Source organism: Dehalobacterium formicoaceticum (genome assembly GCF_002224645.1).
In the GTDB taxonomy this organism is placed as follows: Bacteria; Bacillota; Dehalobacteriia; order Dehalobacteriales; family Dehalobacteriaceae; genus Dehalobacterium; species Dehalobacterium formicoaceticum.
On the sequence record NZ_CP022121.1, the window covers coordinates 87,568 to 107,905 of the forward strand.

The following is a 20,338-nucleotide window of genomic DNA, read 5'->3' on the forward strand; positions in this document are numbered from 1 at the left end:
TATTAAATAATCCAAATCGTGAGAGTACTATAGATTAATCTTTTGTCCTATCCCTTTTGTCAAAGCCTTTTTGTAAATGAGGTCGGCTGTCGTGAGATCAAACAATCCCATACCTACCGATTTAAAATATCTGGTTTTCCCCAGCTGAATAGTTTCCCCGGCCGACTTTTTTGCCAGATAATCTCCCATGTATTTCACCCGATCCATGGTCAGAATGCCGTCCGCCAGCGGTTGACTCAGATCACCGCTCTCCTCGCAGGCATAAGGAAGTTCTGTATAGACCTGATCCACCACTTGCCAGATGGCATCTGGTAATTCCCGCATATTAGGCTTCCAGGAACCAACAGCGATGAAGCACTTTCCTTCCAAAAGCTCCGGCCGATTGGGCAGCACCGGTTCAGTCGCCGGACTCGTGGTGATAACAATTTGACTTTTGTTTAATAATTCTACAGTATCATTACAAATGGTGATTTCCGGATTTTTTGGGGCCAGTGCTTGGTTAAGCCTTTTGATATAATCCGCAAGATCCTTATTAAAAGCATCAAATAAGTAGATATGTTTAATTGGTCTTAGGTCGCAGGCATAAAGAATCTGATGGAATCCCTGGACTCCGCAGCCGACAACACCTACCCTCTCGCTGTCAGGATAAGCAAAATGCCGCATGCCTACCCCGCCAACAGCCCCGGTACGTAAGGCAGTTAATGTCTGGGCATCAAGGATCGCCAAAGGATGCCCGGTTTCATAATCATTTAACATCATCAATCCGTATATGAGGGGTAATTTTTTTTCTTGATTCTCAGGAAATAGTGAAAGAATTTTAGTGCCAATCATATCTTTGGTAAAACAAGGCATATAAAGCATATTCTTGTTTTTGTGTTCCACATTAATACGCTCCGGCATATAAAACTCACCGCTTCTGAAAGTATCAAAGGCTTCTTCAATGGTATCCATCATTTCTTTAAGAGTTACTGCCGACTTAATTTCTTTTTCATTTAAAAATATCATTATTTATTGCTCCTCATTAACAAATATTCCTAAGGATTGTGCTAATAATAGAATTTTCATTTTGCGCTATAATAATATGCAACTTCATGTTAATAGTCAACAGATAATTAGCGCTTGATAATAATCAACCTTTGGTATTCTTTACTATTGACTTTATCCTGGGGGCATAATATAATTACGCCCATAATACAAACCGCTTTCTTATTTAATTTACATAAGAAAAACCTATATAACATTGTAACAAGGTGCCCCAACTGGGGATAATAGGGAATCCGGATCATTCCACAGAATTTTTGGTAATGAAGAACGGAGCGGACCCACCACTGTAATTGGTGAGCTTGAAGATGAACCACTGGTTTCGAACTGGGAAGGTTCTTTTCGATGAATGCGATGACCCATGAGCCAGGAGACCTGCCTTATTAACATTAAGTATGAGGATGAAGGTAAAGTCCTACGACAATTTTTAATTGTCGTAGGACTTTTTTTATTCTATTCCAAAGGAGGTGAGCTCATGTTTGGTTCAAGTGCAGGGACGTTTTTAACCGCCGTGATTCTATGTCTCCTGGTGGCGTCTATTGGGATTTCCCTGTTTTGCAAAGATTTATTTAAATTATAAAAAATTTCATGAAACATGAAGAGAAGGGTGATTTTTATGAGCTTGGAAATGATCATCGGTACAATTCTTTTCTTTGCCAGTATTATCGTGGTAACTTTTCTGGCAAAAAAACATACCGGCAATCTGAAAAATTATTTAATTGGTAACAGCAACGTAGGCGGTGCGGTTTCAGCTTTTACCTGGACTGCTTCTGCTGCCAGTGCGGGACTCTTTTTAGGTGCAGCCGGTTTGGCCTATCAATATGGATGGGCGGGGTTAATGTATTTGATCGGTGTATTTGGCAGCATGTTTATCAGCTGGGTTTTTGTCATTCCCAAACTAAGACGGGTAGCTGTCAGCCGTTCGATCTTAACAACGCCGGACTACTTAGTTATGCGTTACGGTGAAAAAAGAATAAAAATAATCTCCGCTTTTTGGACCTTGGTTTTTATTGTTCCCATGATTATTGTGCAATTCGTGGGCGCCGGCTATTTAATCGAATCCACACTGGGCTTGAACTATTTTTGGGGTATGATTATTATCGGTTTGACAGTAGCCATCTCCACACAACTAAGCGGTTATATGGGAGTTGCTTGGTTGGATACCCTGCAAGGATCTATTATGACCATAGGAACCATTGTCATGGTTTATCTTTCTCTGCAAATGATGGGGGGATTTACTAATTTAAACCTTAAGCTTGCCGCCATTGATCCGAGTCTGGTTCAGTTTACCGGTAACATGCCCCTTTCTTTGCAAATCGGACTGATTGTTTCTTACCTGGTGGCCTTTTGGGGACAACCCCATCTTACTGCCCGGGTATGGGGCTTAAAAGATAGCAATGCACTGCGTTCGGCTTTGCCTATTTCCATGATTCTTGGTGTGATCTGGTCCTTCGGCGCCGGATTGGTGGGCTTATCTGCCCGGGTGCTGCACCCCGGTCTTGCATCGCCTGATATGGCTATGCCCAGCGTAATCAACGGCTTGCCGGTATTCTATACCGCTCTGTTGTTTTTTACCCTTATTGCCGCCATGATGACCACAGCAAATTCCTTGCTTTTAACAGCTGCCGGTTCGGTAAGCAATGATATTCTGCCTTTATTTATTAAAGATCAAGACGATCCCCGGGTACTTTATGGGGCAAAACTGATGGTTCTGGTGATCGGTGTGCTTTCCTTCGTTTTGGCTCTTAAGCCACCGGACCTAATTCTAAAAATCAACGCTTTTGCCTTCGGCGGATATGCCCTTATTTTCGGCATCCCTTTATTTCTAGGCGTGATGTGGAAAAAGGCCAATCTATCCGGTGCCATGATCGCTTTGACAGCAAGTCCTATCATCTATATTGCTTGGAAAATGTTTTTATCCCGGCCGACGGGGATTCATGAAATGATCGCTGCCCTGGCGATAACGATTGTTTTGATTCTTTTGGCCACCTTATTTGGTAAAAAACCTACAGAGCAAATGCTGGAGATTTATTCACTGGGGCAAATACCCAAAAATGATCAGGAGGGTCATCAATGAAAAAGCAAATAAATGTCCTGCACTATTTGAATCAATTTTATGGAGGGATTGGGGGTGAAGAAAAAGGCGATGCCCCTCTGGAGTTCCGTGCAGGGGCCATCGGCATCGGCGAGGATCTTGCCCGGTTGCTGGGGCCGGATTTTGTTATGAGCAGCACAGCTATTTGCGGTGATAACTATTTTCAGGAAAATCAGGAAGAGGTTCTGGGGGAGTTAAGAGAGAAGCTGCAAAATTCCGATGTGGATTTAATTGTGGCCGGACCGGCCTTTGGCGCAGGCCGTTATGGCATCGCCTGCGGTGCTGTTTGTGATCATCTTACCAACTCTTTGGATATTTTTGCCTTGATGGGGATTTCCCCGGACAACCCTGGAGTGGAGATGTATCGGCAAAATGAACGCATCTATATGCTGCCCACAACGAAAACCATGCGGGGCATGAAGGATGCTCTCATCAAAATGGCTGCTTTTGCCCAAAGGATCAGTTCGGGGGAAGAAATAGGACCGGCCAAAAAAGAAGGCTATCTTCCCCGGGGCATCCGCAAGGTAATTTTTCGTGAGGAAACAGGGGCTAAAAGGGCTGTAGAAATGCTGGAAGCCAGACTTCAGGGCAGAACATATGAGAGTGAATTGGTTTTGCCTGTTTTTGAAAAAGTCACCCCTCCGGCACCAATTAGTGATATCTCAAAGGCAAAAATTGCTCTTGTAACAACGGCTGGTGTTGTTCCCAAAGGTAATCCGGATCAAATTAAAGCCTTAAATGCAGAAAACTGGGCCAAATATCCTCTGGATTTGCTCTTATCCCGGGACTACGAATGTATTCATGGAGGAATTAACCCCGACTATATTAATGCCCGGGCAGAATTCGTTGTCCCTGTGCAAACAGCATACAAGCAGCAAGAGCAGGGACAAATCGGTGCCCTTTTTGATCAGTATTTTGTCACAGCCGGCTGCGGCGGTGTCATTCATGTTTTTCAAAGAATGGGTCATGAGATGGCGGAAGCTTTGGCAGATATGGGAGCAGATGGTGTGATCCTGACCAGCACCTGAGGTACGGATACGCGCGGCGGAGCTGTGCTGGCTAAAGAAATTGAAAAACAGGGTATCCCGGTGGTATTGTTTACGGCAATGATCCCTCTGGCAAAACAAGTGGGGGCACACCGAATTGTCAAAGGAGTAAAAATTCCCCATCCATGGGGCGATCCCTCCTTAAGCCCTGAGAATAATCAACGCATTGAGGAAAAGATTTTCCAGGCTGCTTTGGATTTACTGCAAAGAGAAGTTCAAGAGCCTGTTGTGTTTCAGCCTGTTTAAGAATCAATTTAAGAAAGGGGGTTATCCCATGTCCCTTGAAATGGGTACCTTTCATGTTGAAAAAGTTATCTTAGATAATAAAACATTTTTAGAGCAAAGAACATTATATATCAATCCCCGGGAGCTGGAGGAATTGCTTTTAAAAGATCCGGCCCTGGCAAAGGTTAAGATAGAAATCGTCGGCCCCGGAGAGAATGCCCGTATTATCCATATCATGGATGCAGTGGAGCCCAGAATAAAAATTAAGGGCGGCGACGTGGTTTATCCGGGCATTGAAGCTCCTGTTTACCGCGGGGGTTCCGGCACCACATACCGCCTGGATGGGGTTGCTGTGATCACCTCCTGCCTGATTCCTTTGAGGAAAGCCGGCGGCCTTTACATTGCCCGGGAAGGAATTTTAGATATGGCCGGGCCGAATGCACCATTAACCCCTTTTTCCGAAACCTGGAATGTGGTTCCTGTGATTACGGTACAGTCCGGCTTGGATGAAGAAACATATGAAAAGGCGCTGCGCAATGCCGGGGTCATTGCCGCCCGTTATTTAGGTGAGGTTATGCGGGAATTAACACCGGATTCCCTTCAGCTTTACTCCACTGACGAAAAAAACCCGGATTTACCCAATGTGATCTACATTAACCAATTGGAATCCTGTGGTCTTTATGGACGCAATTATCTTTATGGCATGAGTTTTGATGATCTGCTGCCTACCATGATTCATCCCAATGAACTGATGGATGGAGCCATCGTCAATGCCCTCCATTCCCATACGGCGGTTCAGACCCCCACTTATTATCAGACCAACAACCCCATTGTGGAAGAGTTATACAAAAGGCACGGCAAAAGCTGGAACTTTAACGGAGTGATTGTGTGCCGGGGTCATTTTGAAGACATTGACAGCAAGTACCGCTGTGCCAACTTGGTGGCAGGTATGGCGCAAATGATGCAGGCGCAAGGGGTGATTGCCACCTGGGAATGCGGGGGCAACACCTTTATGGAAACCATGCTTTACTTAAAGGAATGTGAACAGATGGGCATAAAAACCGTTCTGGTTACCTATGAACACGGGGGAGCTGATGGCAGGGACAATCCTCTGTTTTATTTTGAACCGGAGGTGAACAGCATCGTGAGCACCGGCAGTCTTGATCGGGCGATCCACTATCCGCCGGTGGATCGGGTGGTAGGGGGAGATATGATCCGCCTTTATCCGGAAGAAGGGGGTGTGCTCTATCCTGCTCACCAAGCTCTGGACCTTAATTATCGCTTGGAATCCTGGTGCTCCTGCAACAATGTGGGCATAGTCAATACCAGCTGCGACGAGTTTTAAAAATATCAAAGATAATAAAGGAAGGGAACTTGAAATAAAGCTTTAAATAGCGAAGGAAGGAGCAGCTTAATGCTAAAGGGAAACAAAGTGATGGTGATCGGTGACCGGGACGGAGTCCCCGCCCAGGCTCTGGAAGAGATGGTTGTCAGCGCCGGGGGTGAAGTGATTTTTGCTGCCACCTATTGTTATGTGTGAACTTCCGCCGGAGCAATGGACCAGGAAAACCAAGCTCAGATCAAGGCTTTGTCGGCCAAATACCCCCGGGAAGAAATCGTGGTGGTATTAGGCAGCGGAGAGCCGGAAATGTCCGCCCTTTTGGCGGAAACTGTAGCCATGGGAGATTTTAGCCGTATAGGTCCATTAGCAGGAGTCCAGTTAGGACTCCCCGCCTATCATATTGTGGAAGATGTCATAAAAACAGAAGTTCCACCTGAGGTATACGCCGGTCATATGGCCATGATGGAAATGGTGCTTGATGTTACGGGGATCAGTCGAGATGTTTCTGCGGTAAGAAATCAACTGAATAATAACCATCGGCAAGAGCAAAGGAGCAAAAAACCATGAGCTTTCCGATTATCAAAAGCACCGCCTATGCTTTAATCCATACACCGGGACTGATGTTAGAGGAAATGCGCCATAAAGGCATCCCTTTAGCATCAACTCAAAAGTCATCTGTGAGAAATTTTGAAGAAGTCCTCGCCTATCTGCCCAATCAGGTATTTATCGGAAACATGGCCCCTGAGGAATTAACAAAGCTCCCTCGCCCCTGGTTTAGACAGCTTTTAGCGCAAGCTAAGCGCAAGGGGAAATTTGGTGAAATATTGCCTGAAGAAGAATTCCTCGCCCTGATGAAGGCAGTAGATGTTTATGGTCTTGTCTGTCTGGAAAAATCCTTCCAGGAAAGAACTATTAAAAAAATTGCCGCCCACCCGGCACTTCAAAGCTTAAAAGGTGTCCAGGTGCCCCAAGATACGGGATATGAAATGCAGGAAATTAAAAGAATGATTCAAGAAGAGGCCTGTGTGCCCCTAACCTGTGAAGGCACCATTCAAGGCTGCGTCAAAAAGGGCCATACCACAGATAATGCCCTGACCGCCCGGCACATCAGGGAAAACTTGGCCGCCAAGGCTTCCGGGGTGCTTGCCCTGCAGCTTCTTTTGCAGCAATCAGGCTTAAAACGGTCAGAAGTGGATTATGTCCTGGAAGTATCCGAAGAATCCTGCGGCGATGACGGTCAAAAAGGGGGCGGTGGTTTTGCGAAATCCATTGCTGAAGCCTGTTCCTGCACGAATGCCACCGGATCCGATATTCGCGCTTTTTGTGCCGCTCCGGTACACGGGATGATGCAGGGTGCCGCCTTGGTTCAGGCAGGAATATTTCAAAACGTGGTGGTGGTCGGAGGAGGATGCACTGCCAAGCTGGGCATGAATGGGGTTGTGCATCTCAAGAACCAAATGCCCTTGCTGGAGGATATGCTGGGTTCTTTTGCCTGTCTGATCAGCACCAATGATCATATTCATCCTGTGATACGCACCGATCTGATTGGCCGTATGAAAGTATCCTGCGGGGATTCTCCCCAAAATGTCTTCAAAGAATTGGTGCGTGAACCCCTGGCTCGGGGCGGTTATAAAATATCCCAAATTGACCGCTTTGCTGCCGAACTGGTGAACCCTGAGATTATTGAACCTACCGGCTGCGGTGATGTGACGAAGCGAAATTATCAAATGATTGCCTCTTTAGGGGTGCTCCAGGGTGAATATGGCCCGGATCAGATCAGCAAAGAAATAAACCGTTTCGGGGTACCGGGTTATGCTCCCAATCAAGGGCACATCCCTTCAGGAATCCCTTTTATCGGTCATGCCTGTCAGAGGATATTAGACGGAGAAATGAAGCAAGCAATGATTATCGGGAAAGGCAGTCTCTTTTTAGGAAAATTAACCCGTCTTTATGATGCCCTTTCCCTGATCATCCAGAAGAATACGTAAAAGGTAAGATTCATCAAAAAGAAAAGTATGTCCTTTCCGGAAAGGGCATACTTTTCCTTTTAGATCTGTGACTAATTGATAAGATATTAATTGACGAGCTGAAGGGAAAGGTTTTATAATTATCAAAAACAGGTGCAACACTTTGTTCTTCTTATAGGATTGCGGTTATTTGGCAGATAACTTAGCTAACCATTTTTGCGTTAAACCTTAGTGCTTCATTATAGTGTAGATAGTGTAGGTTTAAATAATAGGAGTTGATATTGATGCAAAAATTAAACGTTGAGATATTTGTAAACGGCAACTGAGTGCGCGGGGCTTTAATGGCCGATTCGGTAAGGTCTTTACCGATTGAAATTACAGATCGTATTACCTTGCAAATGAGAAACTGCTTTACGCGGGAAGGCTTAGACCGTAAAAAGGAGCTGAACGTTCTTGTCATTCCTTCAATAACCATTAATGAAATGCTGGCTTTTGAGACACAAGTTCCGGACGAGGAAGAACTAATTGAAGCTATGGATGAGTTTCTCCAAGATTGTGATAAAAACACAAATTAGGCGGCAGCATCTATTTTAGAAATACTGTTGGGAAAGGATGATGGTCATGACAGTACTGGCACTGCCAGTAGATCAACGGGTAATTGACATTGATTCCAGACGTTTCGCCTCGATAGAAAAAGCCCTGGTGGAACTGATTACCAACTGCGATGACAGCTATGTGCGGCTGGAACGCAAGGGGTTCATGGTGGCCGGAAAAATTGGCATCAGTTACAAACGCTATAAAAATGGCTCTGTTCTCACCGTCAGTGATCAGGCTGAAGGCATGTCCTTTGACCGCATACGTTCTGTGCTTTCTTATGGCGGAGCACATAGTCTTATGTCCCAAGGAGTATCCGGGGGCCGGGGGTTTTTCGGCCGAGGCATGAAACAGGCTATTTTCGGTTTGGGTCACGGTTGGATTGAATCCATTTTTGAAGGCAGATACAGCCGGGTAGATCTTTTCCGGGGCGAGGACGGCCGCTATCTTTTTGACGACGGAGATACTGATCGGCCGGCGGAAGAAAAAGACTACCATCGCCTTCATCTTACCCCCGGAGACACAGGCAGCATGGTAACCATTGTGGTGGACAATCCTCAGACCAATATCCCTTATTTTTCCTCCCTTTCCGCTACCATCAGCAACAATATCTATTTGCGGGACATTTTATTCCGACGCTCTGTAGAAATAACCAACCGCAACCTGAAGGGCAGAAAGAGAATCTCCCTGACTCTGGCTTTTGAGGAACCGGAAGCAGAAGTGCTGGTGGGACCGGACTTCCTCGGATCCTTCATTTACGAGGAAAAAGCCTTTCCTTTTTACCTCACCTTGAAAAAATCCTTGGACGAAGAGCTGGTTTTGAAGGGGGACGAACGCACCAATGGATTATTAATTATTTCCGGTACCGCCGTCTTTGACTGCCAGTTTCTTAATTTTGAAAATCAACTGGGTACGGAATTCCTTTTTGGCACGGTGCGCTGCCCCGGGCTCAGCGAGATGATGGCAGAAGGCGTCCCTATTATCAGCGATGAACGGGAAGGTCTGAACCTCAAGGATCCTTTTGTGCTTGCTTTTTCCGATGGGGTCAGTGAATTGATCCGGGATCCTGTCAACAGGGAAAGACAGCGTCTCAGTCATATTGAGCGGGCCACAACATCCCGTCGCACTCAAAATCTCATTGGACAGGTTTTACAGAAGATGAACCAGGTTGCCATTGAGGATTTAAATATCATGATTTCACCCGGTCCGGGTTCCGGCAAACCGGGTCCCTTTGATACAGGCCGTCCGGCTGTGCTGCGCTTCAGCACCCCCTTTTATTACCGCAAGGTAGCAAAAGCTTTTCATGTATCCCTGCTGGTGAATCAAGATGCTCTTCCGGAAGGAGAGGAAATCACAGTTGAATACAACTTGCCGCCAAGCATTCTGGTACAGCCTGATCCAACAGTTTTAAGCGCCAGGGATATACCTGAAGACGGACGCTTTCAGTGGAAGGTTATCGGAGACGAAGTGGATGCCCGGGGAAGAATCACCGTCAGCTGCGGTCCTTATTCCGCAACAGGAGAAATTGTTATAGCAGAAAATGCCCAGGGCAAAGGTTATGAGCATCCTGCCGAAAACCCCGCCCTCCCCTGGCATATGGATAACGCTTCGGTTCTGTTCCGGGGTTACGAGCTGCGCAATTTAAACAACGAAGTGGACCGGGCTGTTTACAGCCCGGAAGACAGGCTGATTATTATTAATACGGAGGCACCCACGGTACGCCTCTATGTGGATGGACAGGGTCGTTTTAAAGACGGGGCCCGGCTTTTACTGGCGGAACTTCTCCTGGATGTGATTACCGATGAACTGGCCCGCCTGTATGTGGACCGGACCACCAAAAAGGGTCAGAGGGAAGCCTACCGGCAAGCCAAGCAGGATATGGTTCGACGCTATGGTGTGGATGTCCATTCTATTCTTTCCGGTGTCTGATCTTTTCCCCTAACTCCAGAAACGAAGGAATTTTGCGGAAAAATAATATCAACCAGTGGGTGGTTATGATATAATTTAACTGAAGAATAACAAGAATAAAATGGAACATGTTTTCTGACCAAACCTAAATAAGGAGGGTGTGACATGGGCAGAAGCGGTGGTTCAGGGGGTCGCAGCGGCGGCGGATCCTTTGGCGGCAACAGAAGCAGCGGCGGTCGCAGCAGTTCACCGGGTCGGGGCGGATGGGGCCGCAGTTCCGGATCCTCAAGGGGTGGTTTTCCTGGCAGCGGCTTTCCCGGTGGGGGCATATTTGGCGGCGGTAGAAAAAGCGGCAGTTCCTTTCCGCGCATGCCCGGAAACCGTATACCAGGTCCTCTCGGTGGGGGCGGTTTTTCCGGCGGTCCAGCCAGGGGCAGAAATGGCGGTATGCCCGGTTGCCTAACTATTATATTCATTTTGCTGGCCATCTTCCTGCTGGTTTTTATCTTGTCATCCGTAACCGGTATTTTTTACAGTGACTCCGGCCAAGGAGGAAGCCCAGGAGTCTCTGAAGTCACCAAATCCACGGTTGCCAGAGAACCCCTGCCTGCCGGTTCGGTGAACGAAACCGCTTATTATACCGATGAATTGGGTTGGATTAAAAATGAAACCAAGCTTCTGGCAGGACTGAAAAACTTCTACCAAAAAACCGGGGTTCAGCCCTATCTATACATTACAGACAATGTTAATGGGTCCCATAACCCTTCTGCGGAAGAACTGGATGCATACACCCGTACCCTTTATGACAAGCTATTTACCGATGAGGCTCATCTCCTGTTTGTCTTTTTTGAATATAACAATGAGTATATGGATCGTTATGTGCTAGGCACTCAGGCAAAAACCGTTATCGACCGGGAAGCAGCGGACATTCTGCTGGATTATGTGGATCGCTATTATTACCAAGAAGGTTTGTCCGATGAAGAATTTTTTAGCAAATCATTCAGCGATGCGGCAGATCGAATTATGACCGTTACCCGCTCCCCTTGGATTTCTGTTTGGATCATTTTGGGCATCCTGGCTCTGATCCTAATCCTTTTCGTCTGGTGGAGAAATGCCCAGAAACAAAAAATACTGAAAGCGGAAAAGGCTAAGGAAATATTGGAAACCCCCCTGGAGAAATTCGGTAATACAGAAGCGGAAGATCTGGCAAAAAAATATCAGGATCCTGATGATAAATCATAGGTTTCATTGAGCCCCGGCCTTTGTGAAAAAGGCGATAAATAATCATGATGAGGAGGAGGAGATTTTATGGCGATTCTGGATAGGTTTGGAGACATTATCAAAGCAAACATCAATGTATTATTGGATAAGATGGAAGACCCTGCAAAAATGATTGATCAGTATATGAACAACATGATGGAAGACCTGGCGGAAGTCAAACGCAGCACCGCCGGGGTTATGGCTGAGGAAACTCGCACAAAACGCATGGTGGACGAAAACCAGGCTGAGATTGACAAATACGCTGCTTTAGCGAAAAAAGCCCTGTCGGCCAATAATGAAGGTGATGCCCGGGTGTTTATTGCCAAAAAACAGGAATTAGAAAGCTTAGCTGTAGGCCTTCAGACAGCCTATGATGCTGCTCGACTAAATGCAGAGAAAATGCGTCAGATGCATGATAAGCTTGTTACCGACATCGAAACCCTCAAATCGAGACGGGAAATGATTAAGGCTAAAGTAGCCGTGGCCAAAACCCAGGAAAAAATGAATGAGTTAAGCAGTGCAACAGAAAGAACCCAGGGTACCATACAAGCCTTCGAACGCATGGAAGATAAGGCCGATAGAATGCTGGATAAGGCCAATGCCATGGCCGACCTGAACGAAGGGCCGGTTGATGATGCCAAAGCCTTGGAGGAAAAATATGCTTCTTCCAGTTCTGCTTCGGTAGATGAGGAACTGAACAGAATGAAAAAGGAACTTGGCCAATAAACCGTAAACCCGTGTCCCTTTTACTTTTTGTCCTATTAAAAAAGAGTCTCGCAAGTTGCTTTTCTAAAAGTAGCGGGCGGGACTCCTTTTGTCAATAAAACTTTTCCAGATTTGCTAAGCTTCCTTAAAATTCAATCATTTTTGCCTGGACACCATCTATCAGCGCCAATTCATTAAACATGGATTGTATTTCATTTTCAAGTCTTGTTAATTGAAGTATAATAATTCCATCCATTGAACAATGATCTTCATTTGCTTCATGAAATCCAATTCGTGTCTTGATGTTGCATCCATATCTTGTTAATATCTCTTGAACAAGTGGAGCATTTGCAGTTCTTCCATTGACTTTAATTGCCATTAACCTACCCAATTTAATTCCCCCTAAATTTATTTTAATAATTGCTTCCCAAGGCAAGTGCCCAACGTAACCTACATTTCCTCAACAAAGCAATAACCAAGAATTAAAAGAGAGACAGTTCAGCAATCAGCTTGCCATGACTACCTCTTTCAATTATGCGCCCTCGCTTCAGCACCATAACTACATCGGAGTTCTATTTTTTCTTTTTTCTCTTGCTGTTCGTGCAAAAAAAATCATTTTGTCAGTATGCTACCATACTAATGAAGTCTTGTGAAACAACGAACTATCCCCCGTTCCCCGTCCCATGTAGATGTATAAGTTGACAAATTGATTGACCTTGCATATAGTAGTAGTATGAACAGCATATACTTTTATAGAAACGAGGTGTGTATTGATGAACGAGCGAAATACTTCCATCAGAAAGACGATGGATGCCATCGTCCCCATCTCCCGGTTTAACCGCGGCGAGGCAAATAAAATTTTTGATGAGGTCAACGCGCGTGGCGTAAAGGTCGTACTTAAAAACAACGCTGCGGTCTGCGTGCTGGTGAACCCCGAACGCTATGATGAAATGGTGGCAGCGCTGGAGGATTACGCCCTATTTTTCGAGGCTGAGCAGCGCGTGAAGGCCTCCGGTGCCGAAACGCTTTCCCACGCCGAAATTAAGAGGGAATTTGGTATCCAAGATCAAGATCTTGAAGATGCCGAGGTGGAAATTGAATGAGCGAATGGCGTATCTGATACCTCTCTGCGGCGCGAAACGACCTGCGAACTTTGGATAACACCCAGCGTGTTCAGGTGCTCAAGGCCATTGAGAAAGTCTCCACCAATCCTTTACCCGCCAACGAGGGTGGCCTCGGTAAGCCCTTGGGCAGCCACAGTGGCAACAATCTGACCGGTTACCTGAAGATCAAGCTCCTGAAGCTGGGCCTGCGGGTGATTTACAAGGTTGTGCGCGAAGGCAATATCATGAGAATTATCGTAATCTCGGTGCGCGACGATGAAACCGTCTACAATATGGCGAGGGAGCGCATGAAATAGCCCCTGGAGGGAGGAAATTCCTTGCCTCTCTTGATTAATCTGGTACAAGATGTTTAGAGCATTTCCCAATAGTAAATAGCATAGGAGTTGGTTATAATGGAAAAAAGATTGTTTGATTTAACGAAGATGGCAAAGTTTGATACCAATGAACCTCAAAAGGTTATGGTCTACAAATCTGAACACACCATTGCTGGTATGTGGTGCTTAGAACCTGGACAAGAGGTATTCCTACATGTGCATCCCAATGCCGATGATGTGTGGGTTTGCTTGGAAGGTGAGTCTGGATCGTATTTTGTAGGGGAAGGCAAGGAGGTGCCCATTTCCAAAGGTATGGTCGTTCTCGCTGAACCTGGACAACCTCATGGCATGAGAAATACAGGAAATGACCGCTTTGTCTTTATCGGCTTTGCTGCACCTATTTCCATTGAGACTGAAAGATTAGATAAGTAGAAGATGACCGATTCTTATCCACCCATTCATCTACTTCTAACCACTCTTGAACAAACATTATATAAATATACAATGCGAATATGCGTTTGTGAGGATATGGACACAAATGTGTATTTATCCACATCCGGGAACAATATGAGCAGATACCGCCAAAAGTGGAATACGCCCTGGCTGATAAGGGGAAATCTGTGTTGCCAATTTTGCAGAGCATCTGCAAACCCCTATGGAGCGCAGATCCCGATGTGAGAATCTATAACGTGGCGTAAGCAATCAATGCAAGGTGGTAAGCACATAATCGTGCTTACCACCTTGTTCTTTGTATCACCAGGCGCAATATATGTGGGCAGAAAACTTAAAAAGCTGACACCGAACAAAACAATAAGGATTTGGATGAACCGATTAGTGAACTGCCGTTTTATCATATCAATCACCGACTCCTTTAAGTGGATAGGGGCAAAAAACGGGTATGTTAATTTCCGATTTGGAAATTAACATACCCGTTTTTGTATGCATACAATTGCACTTCAACACTAAATGCAAAAGCTAAGAAAGTGTAAGTCTCCTGACTTGCGTTCAGGAAGCTGATACTCCCTGTAGCTGTAACCTACCTTCCCATGATGTCGCATCACAGTGGCGGACTTTCGTCCAGACAGCGGTTTCCCGTGTTTTATTGCTTGTCAAGCGAAATTGCAACAATATTTGCACGGGTTCGTGCTATTGGTAACCATTCATCGGGACATTTTAAAATTCAATCATTTTTGTCTGGACGCCATCTATCTGTGCCAATTCATTAAACATGGATTGTATTTCATTTTCAAGTCCTGTTAATTGAAGTATAATAATCCCATCCATTGAACAATGATCTTCATTTACTTCATGAAATCCAATTCGTGTCTTGATGTTGCATCCATATCTTGTTAATATTTCTTGAACAAGTGGAGCATTTGCAGTTCTTCCATTGACCTTAATTGCCATTAACCTACCCAATTTAATTCCCCCTTAAATTTATTTCGATACAATAACCAATCTATTGGGTTCATCAACCTTATAAACCAGTACATAGTTTTTAAAGGTTGCTTTTCGGTAGTTTTTCTCCCCCAAGTGAGCATCATTACACCGTTCATATAAAAAAGGGTTATTTTTTAAATAACTATAGCATTTTTCAACCTCATTAAGTAAATTTGCAGCAGCTAAGGGGTTTGCAAGATCGACAGCAATGTACCCTACGATATCTTCCAAATCCTCATGAGCAAGTTCCGATACAACTAACTTATACATCGTATTTTTCTCTTATGCTTTTCAAGGAAAAATCTCCTTCAAGTGTTTTTCCTTCGGCTATTTGCACTTCAGCTGCAGCCATTTTATTATATATATCCAGCATAAACAATTTTTCTTCGTACATTTTTACGCTCATGATCACCATATCACCATAACCATTTTTAGTAATATATATTGGTTCAGATGCCTCCCGACACATTTGAGAGATTTCGCTTGTATTTTTCAAGTCACGAATAGGGATTATTTTTGGCATAAATATCAACTCCTTCCCGTACCATTATTATGTCATAATTATACCATATGGTCAAGAATATTATTCCCTATTCCATAAAAAATCACCTCATCAGTATGCTACCTAACTGATGAGGTCTTATCAAACAAGAGCCGTCCCTAAAGCGTGTATCATATGCAAATTATGTGCTGGCTGTTCTTCGATCCGTGCTATGCCGATATGTGCCTAGACGCCAATGTGGCGTACACCGCTTGACATCCTTGCGAATTTTCTCAAAACAAACCTCGTCCACAGTACCCGATTCACGGAAAGTTGCCACAGCCTGTGCCATTACTGTGTATTTCAATTGCGTTCCCTCTGAATTGGCGAGATAGTCAACCGCTCTCTCAGGTGCAATCCCAAATCGTCCGGCATTTTGAACCTGCCTTCTCGTAGCCTCCTAAGAATTATTTGATGATCTTAGGATACTCTGTTTGTCTCTGATCTCATGTTCCAACCGCTTCACCCACCCAACAACGGCTGATCGTATTCGAACAGCACTTCATTTATCTCGAAAACGTCATATTTGCCGTTTGTGATGAAATATTCTACGATAACATCAAACTTGACGGCGTGGGAGAGAGCATACCCCGCCCGCTCCAAAAGGTCGTCGGTTTCGTCGAGGGACAATTCCAGTGCCACGGCAAGAGCAATCGCCGTGCGTTTACCCGGCATATAGCCTTTGCCCGTCCTAATCTTAGAGAACAACTTGCGGTCGAGGTTGGCACGTTTATAAACCTCAACATCCGTCATTCCCTTAACATCAATAATACGCAGGAGCATCTGGGAGAATGGTTCGTCAAGTTTCCCGACTAAATCATCAAGCGGGGCAGGCACACCGACGGACGGAGCGAGCATCTCTTCGAAAATAGTCTCGTTAAATTTGCTAACAGTCTCATCGGCTTCGTCTAAGGCTTCCCGCTCTACATCAAGCAGTTGCCGCCGCTTTAATTGGTGCGTGTCAACATAATGCTCATCAATGTAGCTTTCGACTGCTCCGAGTAGTTCGCGGCTGATGGTGAATGCTGATTTATCAAACACCACAAGTGTCACATCAAGGTCGTGGTCAGCAAGGAAATCTTGAATGGCTGAGGTTGCAACTTGAAGCGCCTCATTTTTCGGATAACCATAGATACCGCTCGAAATCAACGGAAATGCTATGCTATCACACTTGTTTTCCACGGCTCTTTTCAGCGAGTTCGTATAGGCGGCGCGGAGATGCTGCTCATTCTGTTCCTTGTTCCAATGCCGATAGACGGGACCAGCCGCATGGATGACGAACTTAGCGGGTAGGGAGAAGCCCGGTGTAATAACCGCCTCACCCGTCTTAATTGGGGCAAGTTTATCACAGGCAGCTTGAAGTTGAGCCGCTCCCGCCGCTTTGAATATAGCTCCGCAAACCCCACCGCCTTTTTGCAGGCCGGTGTTAGCGGCGTTGACGATGGCATCAACTTTCATTTTTGTGATGTCCTGCCGGACGATGTTAAAGGGCATAGCTTAATCCCCCCTTTCTATGCAGTCTCACTTTCTAGCTGAAGTACACACCTTTAAACCTTTTAAAGACTTTCTGCGGGCACGAGTTGAGGCAGAAGGCTTTGCTTCTCTCAGCGTTTTATTCAAAATGCCACGTCGCAAGCACCTCCGTTGCTTTCGTCCAATGCTTAAACCAGCCCTAAATATTTCTCAAAGAATCCGAACAGCTTCGCAATCACACCCTGCTTCTTTTCCTGCCTGTTGCCGCCACCGAAGCGTGACACCGGGGGCAGGATTTTATCAATATCCGTGCCGGTTGTTTTTAGCGCACCGTCGCGGAAGGAATTACCGATAAATCGCCGTGTTTCCTCTTCCTTTAGTTTCTCATCAGTAATGAGGGCAGCGAGGTCGGATTCCTTTTGTTCCTCCACGAACTTACGCCAATCGTTGTCCACTTGCGTGGATGTATTGACTCGGGAGATAAAGCCCTCGATGAGTTCCTTTTTGCTCCGCAGTTCGATGCTCGAACTAACAGCCTTATCGATGGCGGCAAGAATTTCTTTATCGGTGCAGTTGCTTTCGTGATATTTTGCCACAAGCATAAGGATGTAGTCGATGTTGACTTCTATCTGTTTGATGAGTTCAATCTCGAATATGATATCGTCATTGATGTTTTCCTTATCGCTGTCGTCCTTAGGGCGGAACTCCTGATAGATGTCGATGTACAGACTTTGGTAATCCTGAAGATCAAGCTCAGATAGAATTTCGTTACCCGCGAATTCGTCAAATGCTGTAAGGATATTACGCAGTCGCAGGATCGCACCAAAGAGGGCAATGAATGCCTTTTTTGCCGTTTCTCCGAGTATGGCGATACCGAGAGGGTATTCCGCAAGGAGTTGCTCGATTAACTCTTTGTAACCTGCTTTATGTTTGCCGTCCTGCCCTGCCTCGCCCTGCCCGTCCGGCAAGCGGGCGGCAGGCAGGTCATATCCGTTATAATAGTCGTCATATGTTTTTAAAAGGACAATGCCGCCCGCTTCACGGTCGCCGAACAGGGCGATTGCGTCGTCGGTGGCTTTTTTTAAATTACGGAAGCAGATGATATTACCGAACGTCTTGACGCTGTTAAGGATTCGATTGGTGCGGGAGAATGCCTGAATCAGTCCATGGTGTTTCAGGTTCTTATCTACCCACAGAGTATTAAGGGTGGTGGCGTCAAAGCCTGTCAGGAACATATTAACTACGATAAGCAAATCCACCTCACGGTTCTTTACCCGAAGGGAGAGGTCTTTGTAGTAGTTTTGGAACTTATCGCTTGATGTATTAAAGTTGGTTGCGAATGTCACGTTATAGTCGGCGATAGCTGCTTCTAAAAACTCTCGTGAGGTTTTATCCAACTTATCGTTGTCAAATTCTTCATCCGGCTCTTCCTCGTTGACCGAGAAACTGTAAATCGTGGCAATGTTGAGATTGCGTCCGCTCTCTTCAAGCTGACGTTTGAATTCGGCGTAATATTGACACGCCAATGGGATAGAAGAGGCAGCGAAAATGGAGTTGAATCCCGCTACATGCCGCCCCCTGTGGGAATAAAAACTCTGCCGCTTGGTTTTTTGGTCAAAATGTTCAAGGACATAGGATACCACTTCAGTGATACGCCCCGGCGCCGCCATCGCCTTTTCAGTGTCGATCGCCCGAACCTGCGCGTCCTGAATGTTATCGGTCATTTTGATGGTGTTGACGTAGTCGATGCGGAAGGGCAGTACATTACCATCATTGATGGCGTCAACAATGGTGTAGGTGTGCAGTTTATCGCCAAAAGCCTGCTTAGTTGTGCGTAAAAGCGGATTGCCGCCGGTCCCTGCGTTCACGGAGAATATTGGTGTGCCCGTAAAGCCGAAGAGGTGGTATTTCTTGAACGCTTTTGTTATCCCTTGGTGCATATCGCCAAACTGGGAACGATGGCATTCATCGAAAATAAGGACGATACGCTTGGCGAAAATTGCGTGATTCTTATACTTGCCGATAAACACGCCGAGTTTCTGAATCGTTGTGATAATGATTTTGGCGGTCGGGTCTTCCAACTGCCGCTTTAATACTGCCGTGGACGTGTTGGAGTTTGCCGCACCTTTCTCAAAGCGATCGTATTCCCTCATCGTCTGGTAGTCGAGATCTTTGCGGTCAACAACAAACAGCACCTTATCTATGTACGTGAGAGCCGTCGCAAGCTGCGCGGTCTTAAAACTGGTCAAAGTCTTACCACTGCCGGTAGTGTGCCAGATATAGCCGCCGCCTGCCAAACTGCCATATTTCTTATAATTGTTCGCCACCTCAATGCGGTTCAAAATCCGCTCGGTCGCGGCAATTTGATATGGACGCATGACAAGCAGAAGTTCCTCAGCGGTAAACACGCAGTAGCGCGTGAGGATGTTCAAAATCGTGTGCTTTGCGAAAAAAGTTTTTGTAAAATCCAAAAGGTCGGCGATGACTTTGTTTGTGCTGTCCGCCCAATAGGATGTGAATTCAAAACTATTGCTCGTTTTCTTTTTGCTCCTTCGGGTATCGCCGCCGGATTCTTTGATATGCTGAAAGCGGGTGGTATTGCTATAATATTTCGTATGCGTCCCGTTGCTGATGACAAATAGCTGCACATACTCAAACAGTCCGCTTGATGCCCAGAAGCTCTCGCGCTGATAGCGATTAATCTGATTGAACGCCTCGCGGATTGCCACGCCGCGCCGCTTTAATTCGATATGCACAAGGGGCAGACCGTTCACAAGAACAGTAACGTCGTAACGGTTAGCGCGGATACCGTCTGCTGTTTCGTACTGGTTCAGCACCTGCAGACGGTTATTGTGGATATTCTTTTTATCAATGAGTATGATGTTTTTTGTGGTGTTATCGTCCCGTTTGAGAATTTGCACATAGTCGTCCTGAATTTTGCGGGTCTTTTCTACGATACCTTCGTTTTTGTTGGCAATAGCATTGGCAAAGAACTGTGTCCATTCGGAATCAGTGAATATATATCCATTAAGAGTTTCAAGCTGATGGCGCAGATTTAAGACCAGCCCCGCCTCATCGGTGACGCTGATGTATTCGTAGCCTTGCTCCCCAAGCTGCTTGATAAAATCCCGCTCCAACTGTGCCTCGGACTGGTAATCCTTCCCGGTGCGGTACTCTGCGGCATATTCAGCAACGACGGTTGAGTCGTTGTCACTTGAAACGATATTATAGGTACTCATGAAACCTTCTCCCTGCCTGCCGGC

Annotated in this window: 19 protein-coding genes, 1 pseudogene and 1 riboswitch; of the genes and pseudogenes, 13 read left to right on the top strand and 7 right to left on the bottom strand. The window is 45.7% G+C overall.

The annotated features are described in order from the left end of the window. Positions 1–27 precede the first annotated feature (27 nt). Complete coding sequence (locus CEQ75_RS00390; RefSeq protein WP_089608585.1) at positions 28–1,005, bottom strand: ornithine cyclodeaminase family protein; 978 nt, start codon at positions 1,003–1,005, stop codon at positions 28–30. Between the two features lie 226 nt (positions 1,006–1,231). Then, a riboswitch (cobalamin riboswitch) is annotated at positions 1,232–1,438 on the top strand. A gap of 219 nt (positions 1,439–1,657) precedes the next feature. On the opposite strand from CEQ75_RS00390, the gene CEQ75_RS00395 reads away from it, so the two are divergent. The 9 genes from CEQ75_RS00395 (at position 1,658) to CEQ75_RS00440 (ending at position 12,204) form a co-directional block, all read left to right on the top strand. Then, positions 1,658–3,118 carry a sodium:solute symporter family transporter gene (locus CEQ75_RS00395; RefSeq protein ID WP_157677240.1) on the top strand — a complete coding sequence of 487 codons (1,461 nt, stop codon included), beginning with the start codon at positions 1,658–1,660 and terminating at the stop codon, positions 3,116–3,118. Continuing rightward, entirely contained in the window at positions 3,115–4,428 is a 1,314-nt protein-coding gene (locus tag CEQ75_RS00400; RefSeq protein WP_242965337.1) for a glycine/betaine/sarcosine/D-proline family reductase selenoprotein B, read from the top strand. The genes CEQ75_RS00395 and CEQ75_RS00400 overlap by 4 nt, the downstream gene beginning before the upstream one ends. Positions 4,429–4,456: 28 nt before the next feature. Further along, the gene (locus CEQ75_RS00410) at positions 4,457–5,752 is read left to right on the top strand and encodes a glycine/sarcosine/betaine reductase component B subunit (RefSeq protein WP_089608589.1); all 1,296 of its coding nucleotides are present in this window, start codon (positions 4,457–4,459) and stop codon (positions 5,750–5,752) included. 69 nt (positions 5,753–5,821) lie between these two features. Next, positions 5,822–6,316, top strand: coding sequence for a glycine/sarcosine/betaine reductase complex selenoprotein A (gene grdA, locus CEQ75_RS00415; RefSeq protein WP_089608590.1), 495 nt, complete (start codon positions 5,822–5,824; stop codon positions 6,314–6,316). After that, complete coding sequence (gene grdC / locus CEQ75_RS00420) at positions 6,313–7,737, top strand: glycine/sarcosine/betaine reductase complex component C subunit beta (protein ID WP_089608591.1); 1,425 nt, start codon at positions 6,313–6,315, stop codon at positions 7,735–7,737. Before grdA ends, grdC begins: the two co-directional genes overlap by 4 nt. 320 nt (positions 7,738–8,057) lie before the next feature. After that, positions 8,058–8,291 (top strand): hypothetical protein, encoded by a 234-nt coding sequence (locus tag CEQ75_RS00425; protein ID WP_089608592.1) that lies wholly within the window; start codon positions 8,058–8,060, stop codon positions 8,289–8,291. Positions 8,292–8,337: 46 nt separating this feature from the next. Further along, on the top strand, positions 8,338–10,239 hold the full coding sequence (locus CEQ75_RS00430; RefSeq protein ID WP_089608593.1) for an ATP-binding protein: 1,902 nt from the start codon (positions 8,338–8,340) through the stop codon (positions 10,237–10,239). 144 nt (positions 10,240–10,383) lie between these two features. Then, entirely contained in the window at positions 10,384–11,460 is a 1,077-nt protein-coding gene (locus CEQ75_RS00435; protein WP_089608594.1) for a hypothetical protein, read from the top strand. Positions 11,461–11,526: 66 nt separating this feature from the next. Continuing rightward, positions 11,527–12,204, top strand: coding sequence for a PspA/IM30 family protein (locus CEQ75_RS00440; RefSeq protein WP_089608595.1), 678 nt, complete (start codon positions 11,527–11,529; stop codon positions 12,202–12,204). Positions 12,205–12,328: 124 nt separating this feature from the next. Here CEQ75_RS00440 and CEQ75_RS00445 read toward each other — a convergent pair whose 3' ends face one another. After that, positions 12,329–12,574, bottom strand: a complete 246-nt coding sequence (locus tag CEQ75_RS00445; protein ID WP_089608596.1) for a CPF_0552 family protein — start codon at positions 12,572–12,574, stop codon at positions 12,329–12,331. A gap of 382 nt (positions 12,575–12,956) precedes the next feature. Here CEQ75_RS00445 and CEQ75_RS00450 point away from each other — a divergent pair, with 382 nt between their 5' ends. From CEQ75_RS00450 to CEQ75_RS00465, 4 genes and pseudogenes are all read left to right on the top strand, one after another. Continuing rightward, on the top strand, positions 12,957–13,286 hold the full coding sequence (locus CEQ75_RS00450) for a type II toxin-antitoxin system Phd/YefM family antitoxin (RefSeq protein ID WP_089608597.1): 330 nt from the start codon (positions 12,957–12,959) through the stop codon (positions 13,284–13,286). Positions 13,287–13,336: 50 nt separating this feature from the next. After that, positions 13,337–13,603 (top strand): type II toxin-antitoxin system RelE/ParE family toxin, encoded by a 267-nt coding sequence (locus tag CEQ75_RS00455; RefSeq protein ID WP_338031984.1) that lies wholly within the window; start codon positions 13,337–13,339, stop codon positions 13,601–13,603. A gap of 96 nt (positions 13,604–13,699) precedes the next feature. Further along, positions 13,700–14,053 (top strand): cupin domain-containing protein, encoded by a 354-nt coding sequence (locus CEQ75_RS00460; protein ID WP_089608599.1) that lies wholly within the window; start codon positions 13,700–13,702, stop codon positions 14,051–14,053. 125 nt (positions 14,054–14,178) lie between these two features. Beyond that, positions 14,179–14,319, top strand: a pseudogene (locus CEQ75_RS00465) (winged helix-turn-helix transcriptional regulator); the annotation flags it as partial. A 475-nt stretch (positions 14,320–14,794) separates the two neighbouring features. Here CEQ75_RS00465 and CEQ75_RS00470 read toward each other — a convergent pair. The 5 genes from CEQ75_RS00470 to CEQ75_RS00495 form a co-directional block, all read right to left on the bottom strand. After that, positions 14,795–15,040, bottom strand: coding sequence for a CPF_0552 family protein (locus tag CEQ75_RS00470; RefSeq protein WP_089608600.1), 246 nt, complete (start codon positions 15,038–15,040; stop codon positions 14,795–14,797). Between the two features lie 18 nt (positions 15,041–15,058). Continuing rightward, the gene (locus tag CEQ75_RS00475) at positions 15,059–15,331 is read right to left on the bottom strand and encodes a type II toxin-antitoxin system RelE/ParE family toxin (protein ID WP_089608601.1); all 273 of its coding nucleotides are present in this window, start codon (positions 15,329–15,331) and stop codon (positions 15,059–15,061) included. After that, positions 15,324–15,584 (bottom strand): type II toxin-antitoxin system prevent-host-death family antitoxin, encoded by a 261-nt coding sequence (locus CEQ75_RS00480; RefSeq protein WP_089608602.1) that lies wholly within the window; start codon positions 15,582–15,584, stop codon positions 15,324–15,326. The genes CEQ75_RS00475 and CEQ75_RS00480 overlap by 8 nt, the downstream gene beginning before the upstream one ends. Before the next feature lie 480 nt (positions 15,585–16,064). Beyond that, positions 16,065–17,096 (bottom strand): macro domain-containing protein, encoded by a 1,032-nt coding sequence (locus tag CEQ75_RS00490; RefSeq protein ID WP_089608603.1) that lies wholly within the window; start codon positions 17,094–17,096, stop codon positions 16,065–16,067. A 167-nt stretch (positions 17,097–17,263) separates the two neighbouring features. Continuing rightward, positions 17,264–20,314 carry a type I restriction endonuclease subunit R gene (locus tag CEQ75_RS00495; protein ID WP_089612445.1) on the bottom strand — a complete coding sequence of 1,017 codons (3,051 nt, stop codon included), beginning with the start codon at positions 20,312–20,314 and terminating at the stop codon, positions 17,264–17,266. Positions 20,315–20,338: the final 24 nt, after the last annotated feature.